Raw genomic sequence first — 16,438 nt, 5'->3', positions numbered from 1 at the left:
ATGGAGCACGATGACTCAGGACGTGCGGGGGGCCGTCTCGCCCCGGTATGCCGGCGCCCGCGTCCCGCGGGTCGAAGACGGCCGGCTATTGACCGGCCGCGGCGGCTTCGTCGACGACCTCACCCGCCCCGGCATGCTGCATGCCTGCTTTGTGCGCAGTCCCTTTGCCCGCGCCCGAATCAACGGCATCGACCCCTCCGCCGCACTGGCGCTACCCGGCGTGCATGCGGTGTTCACCGCCGACGACCTCAACCCGGATGTCAGGGAGGCCTGGCACGCCGTAGCGGGCAAGGACGTGCCGGACACGCCGCGGCCGCCGCTGGCCCAGGGCGAGGCAAAGTTCGTCGGGGATCCGGTAGCGCTGGTGATAGCCGAGAGCCGGTACGTCGCCGAGGACGCGATCGAACTGGTTGACGTCGACTACGAACCCCTGCCGGCGATCACCGACTTCACCCGAGCGCAGTCCTCGGATGTGCTGGTGCACGACAGCTATCCGAAGAACGTCGCGGGCGGGATGGCCGGCGCGCTGCCGGACGAGGAGGTATTCGCGACGTCTCCCTGTGTCGTCAAGGAGAACATCTACCAACAGATCTATGTGCCGGTGCCGATCGAGACCCGCGGCCTGGTCGTCGAGTGGGCGTCGGCTACCGAGGAACTCACCCTCTGGGCATCAACGCAGACGCCCCACGAGCTTCGTGCGTTTTGCGCGCGCCTGTTAGGCATTGCCGCACAACGTGTTCGGGTCATCATGCGCGACACCGGTGGCGGCTTCGGCCAAAAGGTCGTGCCGATGCGCGAAGACATGTGCATCATGCTGGCCGCCCGCAAGGTGCCCGCGGCGCTGAAGTGGATCGAGGACCGGCGCGAGAACCTGATGTCGGCCGGTCAGGCCCGCCATGTAACCGGCACGGCGCGAATGGCTTTGGGCGGCGACGGCCTATTGCGGGCAGTCGACATCGACTACACCCAGGACGTCGGCGCCTATCCGACCCCCTACCCGGTGTTGACCAGCGCCGCCATTGGCCTGTTCTTCCCGGGGCCTTATCGGGTGCCGAAGGCCAGCTTCAACTACAAGACGGTTTTTTCCAACACCAGCGGCCTAGCCGCCTACCGAGGGCCCTGGCAGTTCGAAACGCTGGCGCGCGAAATCCTGCTCGACATCGCCGCGCGCAAGATGGGAATCGATCCGGTGGAGCTGCGCCGGCGCAATCTGTTACGCCGCGACGAGATGCCCTACTTCAACCCCAACGGCATACCCTACGACCATGTAGCTCCGATCGAGACGTTCGAGCAGGCCGTGAAAATCCTTGACCACGAAGGGTTTCGGAAAGAACAGCGCGAAGCGCTGGCGCAGGGGCGCTACCTCGGCCTCGGGTTCTCGGCGTACATCGAGCCGACGGGAGCCGCGACCGGCCACCTGGCCACCGAAGGCGCCGTCATGCGGATGGAGCCGACGGGCAAGATCAACGTCTACGTCAACGGCGGGTCGAGCGGGAACAGCTTGGAAACCACTGTCATTCAACTGACCGCCGATGCGCTTGGCGCCGACATCGACGATGTGTCCACCATCCAGGGCGACACCGCGGTCACGCCGTACGGCGCCGGGACGCAGGGCAGCCGCAGCGGCCCGATGACCGCCGGAGCCGTCAACGAGGCGGGGAGCATCCTGCGCAACAAGATCGTGGCGCTGGCCGCGCACCACCTCAAAGTGGCCGAATCCGAAGTGGAACTGGCGCATTCAACGGCCATGGTGCGGGATGACCCGTCGAAGACGGTGAGTTTCGGTGAGCTGGCCTACGTGGCGTATTACCAGCCCCAACAACTTCCGCCGGACATATCGCCCGTGCTGGAGGTTTCTGCTCGCTACGTCACCAAGGCGCCGATCCTGTGGGCCAACGCCACCCACGCCTGCACCTGCGAAGTCGAGACGGAGACAGGCAAAGTCACGCTGTCGCGCTACATCGTCAGCGAAGACGTCGGGCCCATGATCAACCCGGCCGTCGTGGAGGGCCAGATCGCCGGCGGGACGGTTCAGGGCATCGGTGGCGCATTGATGGAAAACCTCGTTTACGACGACGACGGCAACCCGCTGGCCACCACCTTCGTCGACTATCTGCTGCCGACGGCCACCGAGGTGCCACCGATCGAATATGGCCACATTGAGATACCCGGGCCGGGGCCTGGCGGATACAAGGGTGTCGGCGAAGGCGGGGCCATCGGTTCGGTGCCCGCAGTGATCAACGCGATCAACGACGCGCTGGCGCCGCTGGGCGTGACCATCACCCGGCTGCCAGCCAGCCCGGCTTCGATCGTCGCCTTACTCGATGAGGGACAGCGGTGAAGCCCGCGTCGTTCGACTACCACCGCCCCGACACCATCGAGGAAGCCGTCGGCCTGCTGGCCGAGCTGGGCGAAGATGCCAAGATCCTGGCCGGCGGGCAGAGCCTGGTACCGATGCTGTCGATGCGACTGGCGTTCTTCGACCACCTCATCGACATCTCGCGGCTGGGCGAACTGCAGGGCATCGAGCGCCGGGGCGACCAGCTGTGGATCGGCGCGGGAACCACCGAAGCCAAAGTGGGCGGCAATGACCAAGTCCGCGAGGCGGTTCCGCTGCTGACCCGAGTCACGCCCTATATCGGGCACTTCCAGATCCGCAACCGAGGCACCCTCGGCGGATCGATCGCGCACGCCGATGCTGCGGGCGAGTACCCGGTGGTTGCGCTCACGCTGGACGCAATGATGGAGGTGCTGTCGCCGCGGGGGCGACGCGAGATCACCGCCTCGGACTTCTTCGCCGGCCTGTGGGAAACCACCATGGAGCCCGATGAGGTACTCACCGGGGTCCGATTCCCGCAGTGGAACAGCAGATCCGGCTTTGCGGTGCACGAATTCGCGCGCCGCCACGGCGATTATGCGATCGCCGGCTCGGTCGTTGCGCTCGAGCTCGATGACACTGAGCGGATATCCCGCTGCGCGATAGGGCTGTTGGGGCTGGGCGCCACGCCCAAGCGGGCAATCACAGCCGAGGCGGCGGTGATCGGCAAGTTCGTCGGCGACCTGGAGCCTGCGGAGATCGGACGGGCCGCCATGGCGGGACTCGACGATATTCCGACAGACCTGCAAGGGTCGGCGGCATACCGTGCTCGGGTGGGTGCCGCCATGACGGCGCGCGCGTGGACCCAAGCCGTCAACGAAGCAACCATGGGGGCAATCCATGCATGAACGACCAGTCCGGTTGACGGTCAACGGAACTCCCATGGCGGCCAGCGTCGAACCACGTATGACGCTGGCGGACTTCCTGCGGGACAAGTGTGGACTCACCGGCACCCACCTCGGCTGCGAACACGGGGCATGCGGCGCTTGCACGGTGCTGGTGGATGGCGATGCCGTGCGCGCGTGCCTGCTGTTCGCGGTGCAAGCCGACGACATGGGGGTGACGACGGTCGAAGGTATCGCCTCGCCCAGCGGTGAACTGTCCGCGGTTCAATCGGCGCTGCGGGAGTGCCATGGCCTGCAATGTGGCTTCTGCACCCCAGGCTTCGTCATGTCCATTACCGCCTTGTTGCGCGATCACCCGGATCCCACCGACGAGGAGATACGCGAGGGGCTGTCCGGCAACTTTTGCCGATGTACCGGCTACCAGGGGATCGTCGCCGCGGTTCGCCGGGCCTCGGAACAGGTGCGGATGACGCAGTAACACTTTGTCATCGGCGACATTTCAAAAGTGCGTCCCTGCTCCTACCTTGCGCCGCCTCATGCGTAGTCTGACCTTTTGATATTTCAGATTTTGGGGAGTAACGCGTGCGGTTGTTGCCAAAAGCACGGTGGGTCCTGCTGGCCGGTGCTGTGCTAGTTGCCGGATGCAGCACCACCATCGACGGCAGACCAGTCGCCTCGCCGGGGGCGGGACCGACCGAGCCCTCGTTCCCGACGTCGCAGCCAACTAAGTCGCCGCCGCCAACTGCCGGCCCGGCGCCACCGACAACGCCGGCAAGTCCCACCGCGCCGGAGGGTGCCATTCCGCTCCCGCCCGACGAGAATGGTTACGTCTTCATCGAGACCAAATCCGGCCAGACGCGCTGCCAGATCAACAAGGACAGCGTCGGCTGCGAAGCCCCATTCACCAACTCCCCCATAAAGGACGGCGAGCACGCCAACGGCGTCCACATCACCGCCGCCGGCTCCGTGCAGTGGATCCTCGGCAACCTCGGCGCCATCCCCACCGTCGCCATCGACTACAAGACCTACGACGCGCAGGGCTGGACCATCGTCGCCACCAAGGAAGGCACCCGCTTCCAGAACAACGGCACCGGTCACGGCATGTTCGTCAGCATCGAGAAGGTCGATACGTTCTGAGCGCCCACGGGCGCCTCGCCGTAGCGGTGCTGCATATTTAGATCATTCGACCTTCTAGCAATGCATGATCAAAATATTGAGCATGCGCAGGTCTTTGGTCATATGATCAAGATTTGCATCATTCTGCTCCGCTGGTGTACGACATGGCCGAGCGCGAGGCTATTGTCGTCACCCGTTAGGACCGAAGCGCCGAGGGTCAGCGGCTGCATCAGAAAGATTTCCGTCAAGCGTTGGGTCTGGATCCTCAGGCCAAGTACGAAAGCACCAGCGAGGTAGCCCGTTTGGGGTCAAGGCTCCCCGCTGATGTACCTGGATGCCGCATTCAAGAGCACAGATCATGTGATCAACGGTAAGACGAGTATTGACGCCATCGATATCGATGATCTGAACGCTGAGGCAAAATCCTGGGGGATCGGTGCGCGGCGTGCGGACGCGGCGGTGCGGTCATGCATGGAACGGGTGCACAGCTCGGTCGATCGTGTCGCGCTTCCCTTCGGCGCTGAGCAGGCGCGGTCGAACCTTAAGCGCCTGCGCCTGTGGCACCGATGTTCGTGGCCGACCTTGTCTGTGCAAACCAGTGAGGATTCCGACTCGATTTAGACCCGCTGGTGGCGTCAGTACCATCGGTGCCGTGGCACGTTATGGCCCACCCGAAGACGTCAACAGCGCGCAGACGCAACATGCTCCCTTAGGCAGGGGCGGCTATCCGCCGCCGGGTCCGCCCCCCGACGAGTTGTCACAATTTCCGACTGACCAGTTCGAGCCGTACCACCCAGAGACCGAGTTCAAGCCCTGGTACCGCAAACCCGTGCCGCTCATTGGCTGGTCGCTGGTCGTCGCGATCCTGATCGCGCTGATCATTTACGGCATCGTCCAGCTGATCGGTGAAAACCAAGGCACCGGCCGCACGCCCCATACCACGACGCCCCCCGTTACCAGCACCACCACCACGCCGATCACTACCACCACCCCTCCGCCGACAACCACCGTCCCGCCGGCCACGACCGCTCCGCCTGCCACCAACCCCCCGGTCCAGCCACCGCGCCAGACGACGCAGGCCCCGCCGCCCCATCACCCACATCTGCCGCCGCTGCCGCCGTTGCCGCCGCTGCCGTCGGTGATCACCCTTCCGGGGGTTCCGACGACGATCACACTGCCACCCAACCTTCCGTAGCCGGGTCACCGATCGGCAACGGGCCAGCGTGGCTGGGGTGGTCGTTTGCTCCTAGCAACTAGCATCGGCGGCCGTGGCAAGGTACGACCCGCCGGACTATGGCACCAACGATCCGTCCGCCGATGGCGACTTCGGCAACGGCGGCAACCAGGGCGGATATGGACGACCGCCAGAGCCCGAGCCCACTCCCGGATGGGCCAAACCCCTGGCCTTGGTCGGTTGGGGTGTGCTCATCGCCGCTCTGATCGCGGTGATTGTTTACGGCATCGTCGAGCTCGTGCATGGCCCGTCTCCCACGTCGGTCATCACGACCACCACGACCACCACCACCTCACCGACGACCACCACTAGACCGACCACCACCACCACCACAACCACAACCACAACCACAACCACAACCACCACGACGACATCGCCGACCACCACAACCACCACGACGACGCCGACGACCACCAATTCCCCAGCGCCCGGGGCTTTGCCGACGCTGCCGTCACAGATAATGCCGCCCTCGGTGCCTACCGTGATCAATCTGCGGCCGGGTCTTTGACCGCCGCTATGGTGGGGAACGACCGCCGACCGATCAGCGAAGCCACGAACACGGGGGAATGCGATACATGAGCGAGTCGCTCGGGTTGTCGATCGGGGCGGCCAACCTGGTCGCCGCTCGAACGGGTAGCAACCCGGTGCAGCGCGGATCGGTATTGACGCTATTCGACCACCGAGCAGCCGAAGTCGGTCTGCCAGAAGAGAACCCGAACCTGAATGAGCCTGGCCTGGTGCTGCGCGGATTTGTCGAGCGGGTCGGAGACCAGGCTCCGCTGGTGGCTGCCGACGGTACCAAGCACCCCGGCGCGGCGCTGACGGTCGCTGCGCTCGACGCGATGGCGCGCACCGTCGGCTACGGGACACCGGTCACCATCGCGGTTCCCGCCTACTGGTCGGAAGGTCAGGTTGCGGCGCTGCGCCAGGCGTTGCAAACCCAGCCGACGTTAGCGCCCGACGGTGCGCCGATGTTGATCTCCGACGCCGCGGCCGCGCTCGCAGGGCTGGGAGCCCAACCCGGGTTCCCGAGTGACGGCGTCGTCGCGTTGTGCGACTTCGGCGCTGGCGGCACCAGCGTCACGCTGGCCAACGCCGGGTCTAACTTGGAGCAGATTGGACCCACCATCCGGTACCGGGAACTCTCCGGCGACGATATCGACCAGGGCCTCCTTAATCACCTTCTTGCCGTCGCTCCCGGTGTTGACGCCACCGACGTTTCCGGCACCGCGACCCGGATGGGGTCGGTGACCCGGCTACTCGGCGGATGCCGACGCGCCAAGGAACAACTCTCAGCCACGACCGTGGCCACCATTCCGACGGGCGCGATCGGGCTGCCGGATTCGGCTGCGGATCTTCGGGTTACGCGCAGCGAGTTTGAGCAACTGATCTCGGGTCCATTGGAACGATTCATCACTGCCGTCGAAGACATACTGCAGCGCAATGGAATTCCGCGGACCAGCCTCAGCGCAGTCGTCAGCGTCGGCGGCGGAGCCAGCATCCCGTTGATCACCGCGCGACTTTCGGAGCGGTTGCAGGTGCCTGTTGTTGCCAGCGCGCAACCGATGTTGAGCGCCGCCGTCGGCGCGACGGTGCTCGGCGCGGAGCGATCGGCGGCGGGCGTCCCTACCGGCGCGGGCCCCGCTGTCGAGGCCCCGACCAGCATCGTCGGCGCTCCCGGCGCCCAGACCGAAGCATCCCCGACGGCATGGGCTACCCAAGCTGCCGCTGCGGCCGCCGGCGAATCAGCCTCCGACGACGGCGGATCGGCGACCTACCGTGCCCTGGCCTGGTCCGAAGACGCCGGCACCGGCAACGAACCGGTCCCATACACCGGCCCCAACGACTATGGCCGTGACACCGTTACTGCCGGTTACGCACCTACTGCCGGTTACCCGCCGGGATTGGATCACCCCGACGAGGACCGTTACCCGGGCGAGCCCGAACCGTTGCCGTGGTACAAACGCGCGGCCGTGGTCTTCAGCCTGGCGGCAGCGGGCCTGGCGATATTGGTGGCCGTCGTGTTGGGGCTGACCCTGGGCCCACTCAGTAGCAAGCCCGTCAATACCACCTCGCCGCCTCAACCGGCGCCCCCGCCCATCACCACGACCGTGATTGGGCCGAACAACAGCCCCACTGTCACGGTGATCACCCCGCCGCCGGTCACCACCACGGCGCCGCCGGTCACCACGACCACCACGCGGCCACCCACCACCACTACTACGACCACGGCAGCCACCACGACCACGACGACGACCCCGCCGCCGACCACCACGACCACCCAGCCGACCACGACACCGCCACCTACCACGACGTCGCAGGTGACGACCACCGCGCCACCGACGACCACTCAACAGCCGCCGACGACGACGGCTGCGCCGGTCACGCCCACCACCGCCCCTCCCGTGCCAGCGCCCGCTCCGGGGGCCTGACGCGTCAGCGACGCGCGGCGAACTCAGTGCTTCGGCGCTGCGCACCGCGGCACGGCAGGCCCCGCTGGTGAACGGGTCGTTGACCGGATGCTCGGCGCGACGGCGCCAACGTTGCGCCGCTGCGATAGCGGCTCGCGGACCCTCTTTCTGTCTTGGCTTAAATTGGTGCGCACCATAAATCGGGCACATCGCAGCGTCACAACAGTCACATGTGTCGCTGCGCCCGGTGGACCACCCGATGCGCCCGGCTTGCAGCGACAACCGCCTGAGCTGCGGTGTTGTGCCCACGTTGGTGGTGGCCGTGCGGGTCCCGAGGTGGGCGTTGACCTGCACAAACCGAGTTGTCGCGGGTAGACATCCCAGCGTTGGAAGAGTCAAGCGGCGGTGGGTTGTCGGTTTGGGCCGCAACCCGGCAAACCGGGCACTGAAGAGCGTCAACGACCAATATCGTCAACCCCAAGCCGAAAGCAGCACAAGCGATCTCGATCTCCCTTGCCCTGAACAGCATGCGCCGAACGGCGCCGCCGTCAAGGCCCTACGGCCGCTACGCGGTCGGGCTGCGCCCGAACCTTGACCCCGACGCCGACTTCGACGCCGCCCAGCCAGGACCAGGAAGCTTCAAAACAAGCAAAAACAAACGCAGCCGTGGGGTCTTGACCGCGCGGCCCTCTGCTTCGGGAATGACCTGCAGAAACCCCAGTTGTCGCGGGTACGTTGGAAGAGTCAAGCGGCGGTGAGTTGTCGGTGGGCCCAGGCGGTGTCTTCGTTGTAGAGGGTTTGGTGACGTAGGCAACCGTGCAGGATGCCCACGAGGCGGTTACCCAAGGCCCGTAGGGCTTGGTGGTGGGTGTCGCCGGCGGCGCGGTGTTGGTCGTAGTAGGCGCGCACACCGGGACTGCATTGCAGGGCGGCGAACGCCCAGCGGTCGATGGCGTCGTAGAGGCGGTCGTTGCGGACGTAGCGGGCCCGCACGAGTTTTTGTCTTCCCGACGCGACGGTCAACGGTGATGTGCCGGCGTAGTTTTTGCGAGACTTGGCGGTGGTGTAGCGGTTCGGGGCGTCCCCGAACTCACCGAGCACCCGGGCGCTGAGGATGACACCAAGTCCTGGCAGGGAGCGGTAGATGTCGGCGTCCGGGTGCTTTTCACAATGCTCAGCCAGCGTGGTTTCCAACTGGCTGATCTGATCGGTGAGTTCGATCAGCACGTTGACCGTGGCGCTGGTGATGGCGCCGCAGGCCTGTGTGACGGCCTCGGGGGCGGCCAGTTGCTCGGTGCGCAGGGCCGCTTGGATCTGGCGAGCGCGTTCGTCGATGTTGCGTTGGCGCCCACCGGCTTTAAGCGCCGATCCGATTTTGCTAAGACTCAACCGGGCACCTTGTGTGGGGGTGGGAGCTCGGCCCAGCACTGCCAGCGCGTCGCGGTCGCGATCCCGGTCGCCCAGACTGGGCAACGCTTCTAGGGCCGCCGGATAGTACTGCAACAAGTTGGCGCGCAGTGTGGCCGACTGGCGCGCCCGCGTCCAGATCAGGCCCTGATGGGCACGGGCCAGCACCTGGATCGCGTCGCCCTGCGAACTATCGGCGCTGAGTGGGCGGTGGTTGTGGCGGTCGGTGCGGACCAGATCGGCCAGTAACTTCGCATCAGCGGCGTCGGATTTCGCGCCCGAAACCCCATGGCGGTCCCGGTACCGGGCCACCGACCTCGGATTGACCGCGTACACCTGATAACCGGCCGCGACCAGCGCACCCACCCACATGCCGCGGTCGGTCTCGATCCCGATGATCACCTCGCCGGGATCGTCGGCATGCTCGGCGAGCAACTCGTGGAACTGCCCGATCCCGGTCAACCCCTCAGGTAATCGCGTTGCGGCCAAACGTGCGCCAGCCTCGTCCATCAGATACACGTCGTGATGGTCTTGGGCCCAGTCATCGCCAACAAACAACATCACCTCACCACCTTCTCCTCACTGGATCGAACTACTCTTTGTTCGAGCCTGAAGCCACCCGGCTGCGGCCTAATGGTCCAGTGCTCGCATGGCACAACATCCCAGTAGCGCTACAACTGACCCACGACCGGACCGGGGCAACGGTCTACGCCGAAGGAATCAATCGTTCCTGGTGGGCAATAGTGCTCACCGGCCGGCGGCTCACCAATCAGCCTCGCCGATGACCATCCATAAAGCACGGTCAACGACTACAGCCGATCCATTCCCATTAGGTGGGCAGCGAGACCATAGCCTCCGGCACAGGCCAGAGTTTCAGATGTGACTACAGAGCAATACAGACAGCCAGAGCACAACCTCGCGCCAAATTTTGAGTCCTGGTGCGCGCCACCGCAGTTCGGCGTAGCCCCGATTCGCTATCTTCGCGTCCAGGTGCGCTTGAGCGACCGGCCCACCAGGAAGACTCCAGCAGCCGCGCCGCAGGTCTGGGTTTAGTGCGCAACGCTCGACGCGTCCCGAAGCAGACTCACAAGTCAGCGGGCTCCAGCGATGCCGAACTGCGAACCGTGAGCCAAGTCGGGTATCAGGTGACGACCACCGCGCCACCGACGACCACTCAACAGCCGCCGACGACGACGGCTGCGCTGGTCACGCCCACCACCGCCCCTCCCGTGCCAGCGCCCGCTCCGCGGGCCTGACGCGTCAGCGACGCGCGGCGAACTCCGCCACCAGCGCTTCGGCACTGCGCACCGCGGCACGGCAGGCCCCGCTGGTGAACGGGTCGTTGAGCGGATGCTCGGCACGACGGCGCCAACGTTGCGCCGCTGCGAAAGCGGCACGCGGACCCTCTTGAGGATCCTCGGTGGTCAGGCCGAGCCGCGCGGCCGGATTCGTCCCCGATGCGCCGAGGAGACGCCGCAGCGACGCGATTTCTTCCTCGTTGAAAGTCGTTGTCCTCGACCGTAACTGGCTCAGCAGCCGAAGTTCTACGAAGGCGTGGGTGTCGGCCAGCAGCGGGTCGATATCGGCGATGACGTACGGCGTTGCCATGACCGGGTGCGCCTCGACGAACCGGCGCAGTGACACCAGCGCGGTGTGCGCCTTGAGCATGTCGGCGCGCTGCGCGAACTGTTGGTCGATCACGTCGCGCAGCGCCGTCAGCCCGCTGCGCTCCAGTAGTTCGGTGGACAGCCCCGCCGCGTCGCTGACACCCGCTGCCAGCACCGCGATCGAGATTCTGATGCCGAACATGCCGAACCGCTCCAGCAATTGCGCGCGGGTTCCCGCGTCCACCGGCAACGGACTGTCCGGCCGGACGAAACGGTCCACGCTCAGCAGCGCCTTGTTGACGTCGGCGTTGTCGGCACCGGCGAGTTTGCGCAATGCGGCAAACTCGCTCTGACGCAAGGTCCGTGCGGTCAATGCGAGCAATCCGGACACCGGCAGCACCGCCTGACAGATGCCGGTCTGGTCCATCTCGCTGGTGAACCGCTTGGCCACGTCCTTAGCCGACAGCATCGCGTCGATGCGGCCAGCGCCTATCTCGTCCGCGCGGGACGCCACACCGATGATGCCCAGCGCTCCCGCCGAACCGCCCACCAGCTCTCCGATCTGTTTGAGCAGCGCGATGTCGGCGGCGTTGAGGGTACGCAACAGGAACACCACCGCATCCACCCGCGGCACCCCGTCGTCGGGCACCAACAACCGCAACGTGCGCTCGGATGCATCGCGTGTCAACGACGAGGTTCCCGGGGTGTCGATGATGGTGGCGTTGGCCAACTCTTCGGCGGGCCACTCGACGTCGAGGTCCACCACGTCGGCGGGGTTGATCCTGCGCAAGTCGAAGGACAGCCCCCGGTCATGGGTGATCGGCACGTTCGAGCGCCGGCCGCCGCGATGATTGGCGGTGACCTTCGGGGTGGGGCCGTGCCGGAACCAGGTCACGATGCGGGTGGCCTCAGTCGCGTCGGTGGGGGCGATGTCGTCGCCGACCAGCGCATTGAGCAACGTGGACTTTCCGGCCTTGAGCGTGCCGGCTAGTGCAATGCGGATCGGTTCGGCAAGGCGCGCACCGATGCGATCCAGTTCGTGAAAGACGTCTTGGCGTTGGCGGTAGGTCGGCTCGCCCCGGTAGGCCTCGATGGTCCCGCCCAGAATCGCGCGAACCCGATCGCTAGTGCTCACGGCGCCAACTTGTCCAGGTTGTCTATGACCTGGTTCAGAATGTCCAACTGTCGATCGAGTTCACGAATCCTGGTGTCGCGCTGGGCTTCTTCCAGATGCGCTGCGGTGATCATGGACTGCAGTGACTCGTTGAGCGACCGGGTGATCTCGTTGGCGAGACCGCGGTAGTGGTCGCGGATCGTGCGCTGGATCATCTTGAGCCGGTCGCGAGATTCCTTACCGACCACGAACGAGATGTCGTCGACGAAGCGGCGCACGTTGGTCTTGGCCTCGGCGCGCACCCGCAGTAGCCGGTGCTGCTTTTCCTCCTTGTATGCCATGCGGCCGAGTATCAGCCCGGCCCCCACCGACAGCGGGTTGAACAGGCCCAGCCCGGCCACCGACGACAACATGCCGATCATCACCACGCCGCCATAGGAACCCCGCATGCCGGTGACTACCTTCTGTCCCTTGCCCTGCGGCTTGGACTCCAGCCGGGCCAGGGCCTTGAGACGGCCGAAATCACCACCCATATCGCGTGCACTCAGCTTGGGCGACATCACCGAGTCCAGGCCCGCATCGGCGAAGCTGCGGGCGACGTCGTCAGCCAATGCCTCGGCGCGCTGGTAAGCCCACACGAAGTTGTCGCCGACGGCGGTGGCGATGGCATCCTCCACGTCGGCGCCGATCTCAGCCCAATGCTGCGTCGGATCGCACGAATCGATTTGGTGCTCAGCGTCTTCGGTGACGGCGCGAAAGCGCGCGCGCAGGTCGTGATCCACATCCGTACTCACGTCGGTGAAGCCGTCGTTGAGCACTTGCTGCCAAAGCGCGGTCTGGTGCATCGCATCCTGGGCTTCTTGCTTGCGCCGCTCCAAATCGTCGGTGAGCCGCTCACGCAGCCCGGGATCGTTGACGACCGACAGCTCCGAACCTACTGATAACGCTAATTGCTCTGCTGCCGAACGGATTTCGTCGAGCACCGCGTCACGCACCAGGTCGGTCTCGCGGGACAGCACCTTCTCGCTGAGAAACTTGACGATCTCCGGGAAGTTGGATTCCTCATTGAGTTCTTTGTCGTTGAGCGTGACGGCGTGACTGCGCAACAACGATGACACTCCGATGATCGGCATCGATACCCGAGCGCGCTGCAGGTGTGCGGCATTGGCGTTGACGATTTCGCGCCAGTGCGGATACAGGTCGGTTTTGGTGGCGACGACCACGCCGACCGAACAGATCTGGTGTGCTTTGCGCAGGAACCACATCTCGGGTTCGGTGAACTCCTGGCTGGTGTCGCTGACCATCAAAATGGCGTCGGCGTCGGGTAGCAGTCCCAGCGTCGCCGACAGGTGGGGTTGCCCGTGGCCACCCACGCCCGGGGTATCGATGAACGTTAATCCGCCCTGCAGCAGCGGGCTCGGTGCACTGACCTCGAGACGCAGCACTTCACGCCCGCGGGCCTGCGGAGCGCTGCGCAGGTCTGTGTTGATGTCGTCGACCGGGATGTCCACAGTTGCGGTCTCGCCGTTGGGCCCTGCGGCCAGCACAATTCGAGCCGACGGCTGGGCACCATAGCTAACGACGGTGATCACCACGGTGGCTTCGTCGTCACCTACTCGCGCGACCGGCATGTTCAGCAACGAGTTGATCAGCTGGCTCTTGCCCTGTTTGAGCTGGCCGGCGATCACCACCCGGATGTGCGGGTCGATGATCCGCTCGCGCGCTCTGGCCAACCGCCGCACTAGATCACCACGTTCGTTGAGTTCGGCAATCGCGATGGTGTGATCGATCAACTCGACGATCACGCCGACTCGGCGCGGGTCACCCGGTTGAGTCACCGTGCTGCCCCACTTTCTCGATCGCTTGCACTTCAGATCACGGTATGCGGATAAACCGGCGGGGACCACGGAGGTCCCCGCCGGTTTTGGCATCGGGCCCTCGAATCAGAACCCGTAGTGGTCGGCCGGACCGTACGACGGCGGTTCGATGTGCGCCGGCGGCGTGTGCGGCACCGGTGGCTCATGCCCGAACACAGAGGGGCTCGGCGGCTCGTGATGGGTTGGCTGCTCGACCGGCACGTGCTGCTGTGGCGTGAATACCGGTACATGCTCGGCCGGAGTAGGAGCCGGATGAGCCGGTGCAGGCGTCGCGACGTGTGGCGCCGGCGCATTGATCACCGGCGGGTTGGCGCCACCATGACCCGGAGCGCCGCCAGGTGTCTGTATGACGGGACCGTGTGACGGAGGAGTCACCTGGCCGCCGGCACCGGTACCGCCGCCGGTTTGGATGACAGGACCGTGGCCGACCGGGGGAACCGTTGGCGCGTACTCGCCGGGGGTCACACCGCCACCGCCGGCGACGCCACCGCCGGCGACGCCACCGGTTCCGAGCGTGGTGCCGTCATGGGTGAGGATGTCGCCGTGCGTCCCGGCGCCGGCTCCGCCAGTCAGCGCGCCGCCGCCGTGTGCGCCAGGTCCGGCCGGTCCACCGGGTCCGCCAGCGCCACCAGCCACGGTGCCACCGCCGGCTCCGGCGGCCGCAACGCCCCCGGCACCCGTCTGGGCTCCGGCGCCAGCTCCGCCCGCAGCGCCAACGGTTGCCGGTTGGGGTGTCGGGGCCGGTTGGCCGCCCAGCGCGTTGCCGCCGATGCCCAGGCCCGCGCCGCCGGCCGCACCGGCCTGACCGCCCACGCCCACGCCCACGCCGCCTAGCGGTCCAGCCACGTGCGGGGTAGCGGCGCCATTCAGCGCGGCGCCTTCGCTGGCGATCAAGCCGGCTTGGCCGCTTGCACCGGCGCCTGCACCGGCACCGAGTGCCGCGTTGCCGCCGACGCCGGTCATGCCGCTGACATTGCCGACACCCGCCAGCCCACCGCCGGACGCAACACCGGCCTGACCGCCCAAGGCCGCCTGGCTGCTAACGCCGAGACTCGCCTGGCTAGCGATACCGGCCGAACTACCGGCGGCAAGGCCGGCTTGGCTGGCGAGACCGGCTTGGCCTGCCAGGCCCGCTTGTCCGGCAAGACCTGCTTGTCCGGCCAGACCCGCCTGGCCCGCCAGACCCGCCTGGCCGGCAAGACCCGCTTGGCCTGCCAGGCCCGCTTGGCCGGCAAGACCGGCCTGGCCTGCGGCGCCGATACCGGCTTGAGCACCGAGCCCTGCGCCGCCGCCGATTGCGGCCTGGCCACCAAGACCCACACCGGCCTGGCCACCAACAGCACCGCCGGCCTGCCCACCGACACCGATCTGGCCGTTGCCGACCGCACGAGCAACGATGCCGGCCTGACCGCCTGCGCTACCACCGATTGCTGCGCCGGCCTGGCCACCGATACCGAGGCCGGCTTGGCCACCCAGGCCAACACCGGCCTGACCGCCGATGGCGCCACCAATCCCGGCCTGGCCAGCGATGCCACCACCGAGACCAAGCCCAGCGCCGCCAACAATCCCGGCCTGACCACCCACGTCAACACCGGCCTGACCGCCGATGGCGCCACCAATCCCGGCCTGGCCACCGAGACCCACGCCCAGACCTGTCTGGCCGCCGACGCCAAGACCGAAGCCACCGCCGACCTGAGCGCCAACGGCGGCTTGACCACCGATGCCAAAGCCGAGCCCAGCGCCCAGACCCGTCTGACCACCAACGCCAACCCCCACGCCAGCACCAATCTGAGCGCCGATTTCGGCCTCAAAGCCGACACTCAAACCCAGGCTCGCCTGAGCACCCAGACCCACCTGAGTACCGAAGCCACCGGTTGGCTGAACGAAAGCAAAGCTCGGCATGAACCCGCCCACGCCGGTCTGCAAGCCCAGGCCGGCGCCAACGTCGGCCGCGACGAGTCCGGCGTCGCTCGCGACAACGCCGGCGTCCTGAGCGACAAGCGCAGGGGCATAACTAGCGGCCGCGAAAGCCGGCTCAGAAACGAAGCCGGGGTCAGCAGCGAAGACCGCATCCGATGCCGGAGCGAAGCCGAACTGGTTGGACACCGCTTGCCGCAGACCACCGATGGGGTCGTCGGCCGGGAGCGCCAGCCCGGGCACCGTGCTGGCTGCCACCGACGAGAGTTGCGTCGGCGAGATGTTGATCAGCCCGGCACTGGTCATGGCCTGCCCAGGAGACGCGACGAAAGACCGCGCCGCCTCTTCACTGCGAAACAGGCTCAGGATGTAGTCGACAAGCGAGGTCATCTTCGTTCCCCTTCAATCAAATGTGTGAAGCTCTTCGCCGATTTGGACCGGCCCTGTGCCATAAACGCTATGGATTCCGACCCCTCCCGGAATCGGGGTCTGATCCCCCAGCCCGTCGAGTCCCCACAGGGGTCGACGGGGTC

The 16,438-nt window shown here is 66.3% G+C and carries 12 protein-coding genes and 1 pseudogene; 7 read left to right on the top strand and 6 right to left on the bottom strand.

Annotated features, from left to right (window positions below):
• Positions 1-10 precede the first annotated feature (10 nt).
• From AADZ78_RS02750 to AADZ78_RS02725, 6 genes are all read left to right on the top strand, one after another.
• On the top strand, positions 11-2,341 hold the full coding sequence (locus tag AADZ78_RS02750; protein WP_085252157.1) for a xanthine dehydrogenase family protein molybdopterin-binding subunit: 2,331 nt from the start codon (positions 11-13) through the stop codon (positions 2,339-2,341).
• Positions 2,338-3,225: an FAD binding domain-containing protein gene (locus tag AADZ78_RS02745; RefSeq protein WP_085252158.1), complete on the top strand. Its 888-nt coding sequence runs from the start codon at positions 2,338-2,340 to the stop codon at positions 3,223-3,225. Before AADZ78_RS02750 ends, AADZ78_RS02745 begins: the two co-directional genes overlap by 4 nt.
• A complete protein-coding gene (locus AADZ78_RS02740; RefSeq protein ID WP_085252159.1) occupies positions 3,218-3,700 on the top strand; it encodes a (2Fe-2S)-binding protein in 483 nt (160 codons plus the stop codon). Before AADZ78_RS02745 ends, AADZ78_RS02740 begins: the two co-directional genes overlap by 8 nt.
• A 104-nt stretch (positions 3,701-3,804) precedes the next feature.
• Positions 3,805-4,359 carry a hypothetical protein gene (locus AADZ78_RS02735; RefSeq protein ID WP_085252160.1) on the top strand — a complete coding sequence of 185 codons (555 nt, stop codon included), beginning with the start codon at positions 3,805-3,807 and terminating at the stop codon, positions 4,357-4,359.
• A gap of 303 nt (positions 4,360-4,662) precedes the next feature.
• On the top strand, positions 4,663-4,959 hold the full coding sequence (locus tag AADZ78_RS02730) for a hypothetical protein (RefSeq protein WP_204804454.1): 297 nt from the start codon (positions 4,663-4,665) through the stop codon (positions 4,957-4,959).
• 31 nt (positions 4,960-4,990) lie between these two features.
• Positions 4,991-5,533 carry a hypothetical protein gene (locus AADZ78_RS02725; RefSeq protein ID WP_085252161.1) on the top strand — a complete coding sequence of 181 codons (543 nt, stop codon included), beginning with the start codon at positions 4,991-4,993 and terminating at the stop codon, positions 5,531-5,533.
• 258 nt (positions 5,534-5,791) lie between these two features.
• Here the strand turns inward: AADZ78_RS02725 and AADZ78_RS02720 are convergent, their stop codons facing one another.
• A complete protein-coding gene (locus tag AADZ78_RS02720; protein ID WP_204903485.1) occupies positions 5,792-6,061 on the bottom strand; it encodes a hypothetical protein in 270 nt (89 codons plus the stop codon).
• Between the two features lie 86 nt (positions 6,062-6,147).
• Here AADZ78_RS02720 and AADZ78_RS02715 point away from each other — a divergent pair, with 86 nt between their 5' ends.
• The gene (locus AADZ78_RS02715; protein WP_085252162.1) at positions 6,148-8,004 is read left to right on the top strand and encodes an Hsp70 family protein; all 1,857 of its coding nucleotides are present in this window, start codon (positions 6,148-6,150) and stop codon (positions 8,002-8,004) included.
• A 24-nt stretch (positions 8,005-8,028) separates the two neighbouring features.
• On the opposite strand, the pseudogene AADZ78_RS28890 reads toward AADZ78_RS02715, so the two are convergent.
• The 5 genes and pseudogenes from AADZ78_RS28890 to AADZ78_RS02695 form a co-directional block, all read right to left on the bottom strand.
• A pseudogene (locus AADZ78_RS28890) lies at positions 8,029-8,151 on the bottom strand (hypothetical protein); the annotation flags it as partial.
• 576 nt (positions 8,152-8,727) lie between these two features.
• The gene (locus AADZ78_RS02710; RefSeq protein ID WP_204080099.1) at positions 8,728-9,951 is read right to left on the bottom strand and encodes an IS110 family transposase; all 1,224 of its coding nucleotides are present in this window, start codon (positions 9,949-9,951) and stop codon (positions 8,728-8,730) included.
• Positions 9,952-10,650: 699 nt separating this feature from the next.
• On the bottom strand, positions 10,651-12,132 hold the full coding sequence (gene iniC / locus AADZ78_RS02705; protein WP_085251306.1) for an isoniazid-induced dynamin-like GTPase IniC: 1,482 nt from the start codon (positions 12,130-12,132) through the stop codon (positions 10,651-10,653).
• The gene (gene iniA, locus AADZ78_RS02700) at positions 12,129-13,949 is read right to left on the bottom strand and encodes an isoniazid-induced dynamin-like GTPase IniA (protein WP_085251307.1); all 1,821 of its coding nucleotides are present in this window, start codon (positions 13,947-13,949) and stop codon (positions 12,129-12,131) included. The genes iniC and iniA overlap by 4 nt, the downstream gene beginning before the upstream one ends.
• Before the next feature lie 105 nt (positions 13,950-14,054).
• A complete protein-coding gene (locus AADZ78_RS02695; RefSeq protein ID WP_139828800.1) occupies positions 14,055-16,295 on the bottom strand; it encodes an IniB N-terminal domain-containing protein in 2,241 nt (746 codons plus the stop codon).
• Positions 16,296-16,438 lie beyond the last annotated feature (143 nt).

Origin of the sequence: Mycobacterium riyadhense (genome assembly GCF_963853645.1) — a bacterium.
Lineage (GTDB): Bacteria > Actinomycetota > Actinomycetes > Mycobacteriales > Mycobacteriaceae > Mycobacterium > Mycobacterium riyadhense.
The sequence above is the reverse complement of the archived record's forward strand: the minus strand, read 5'-3'. Positions and strand labels throughout refer to the sequence as shown.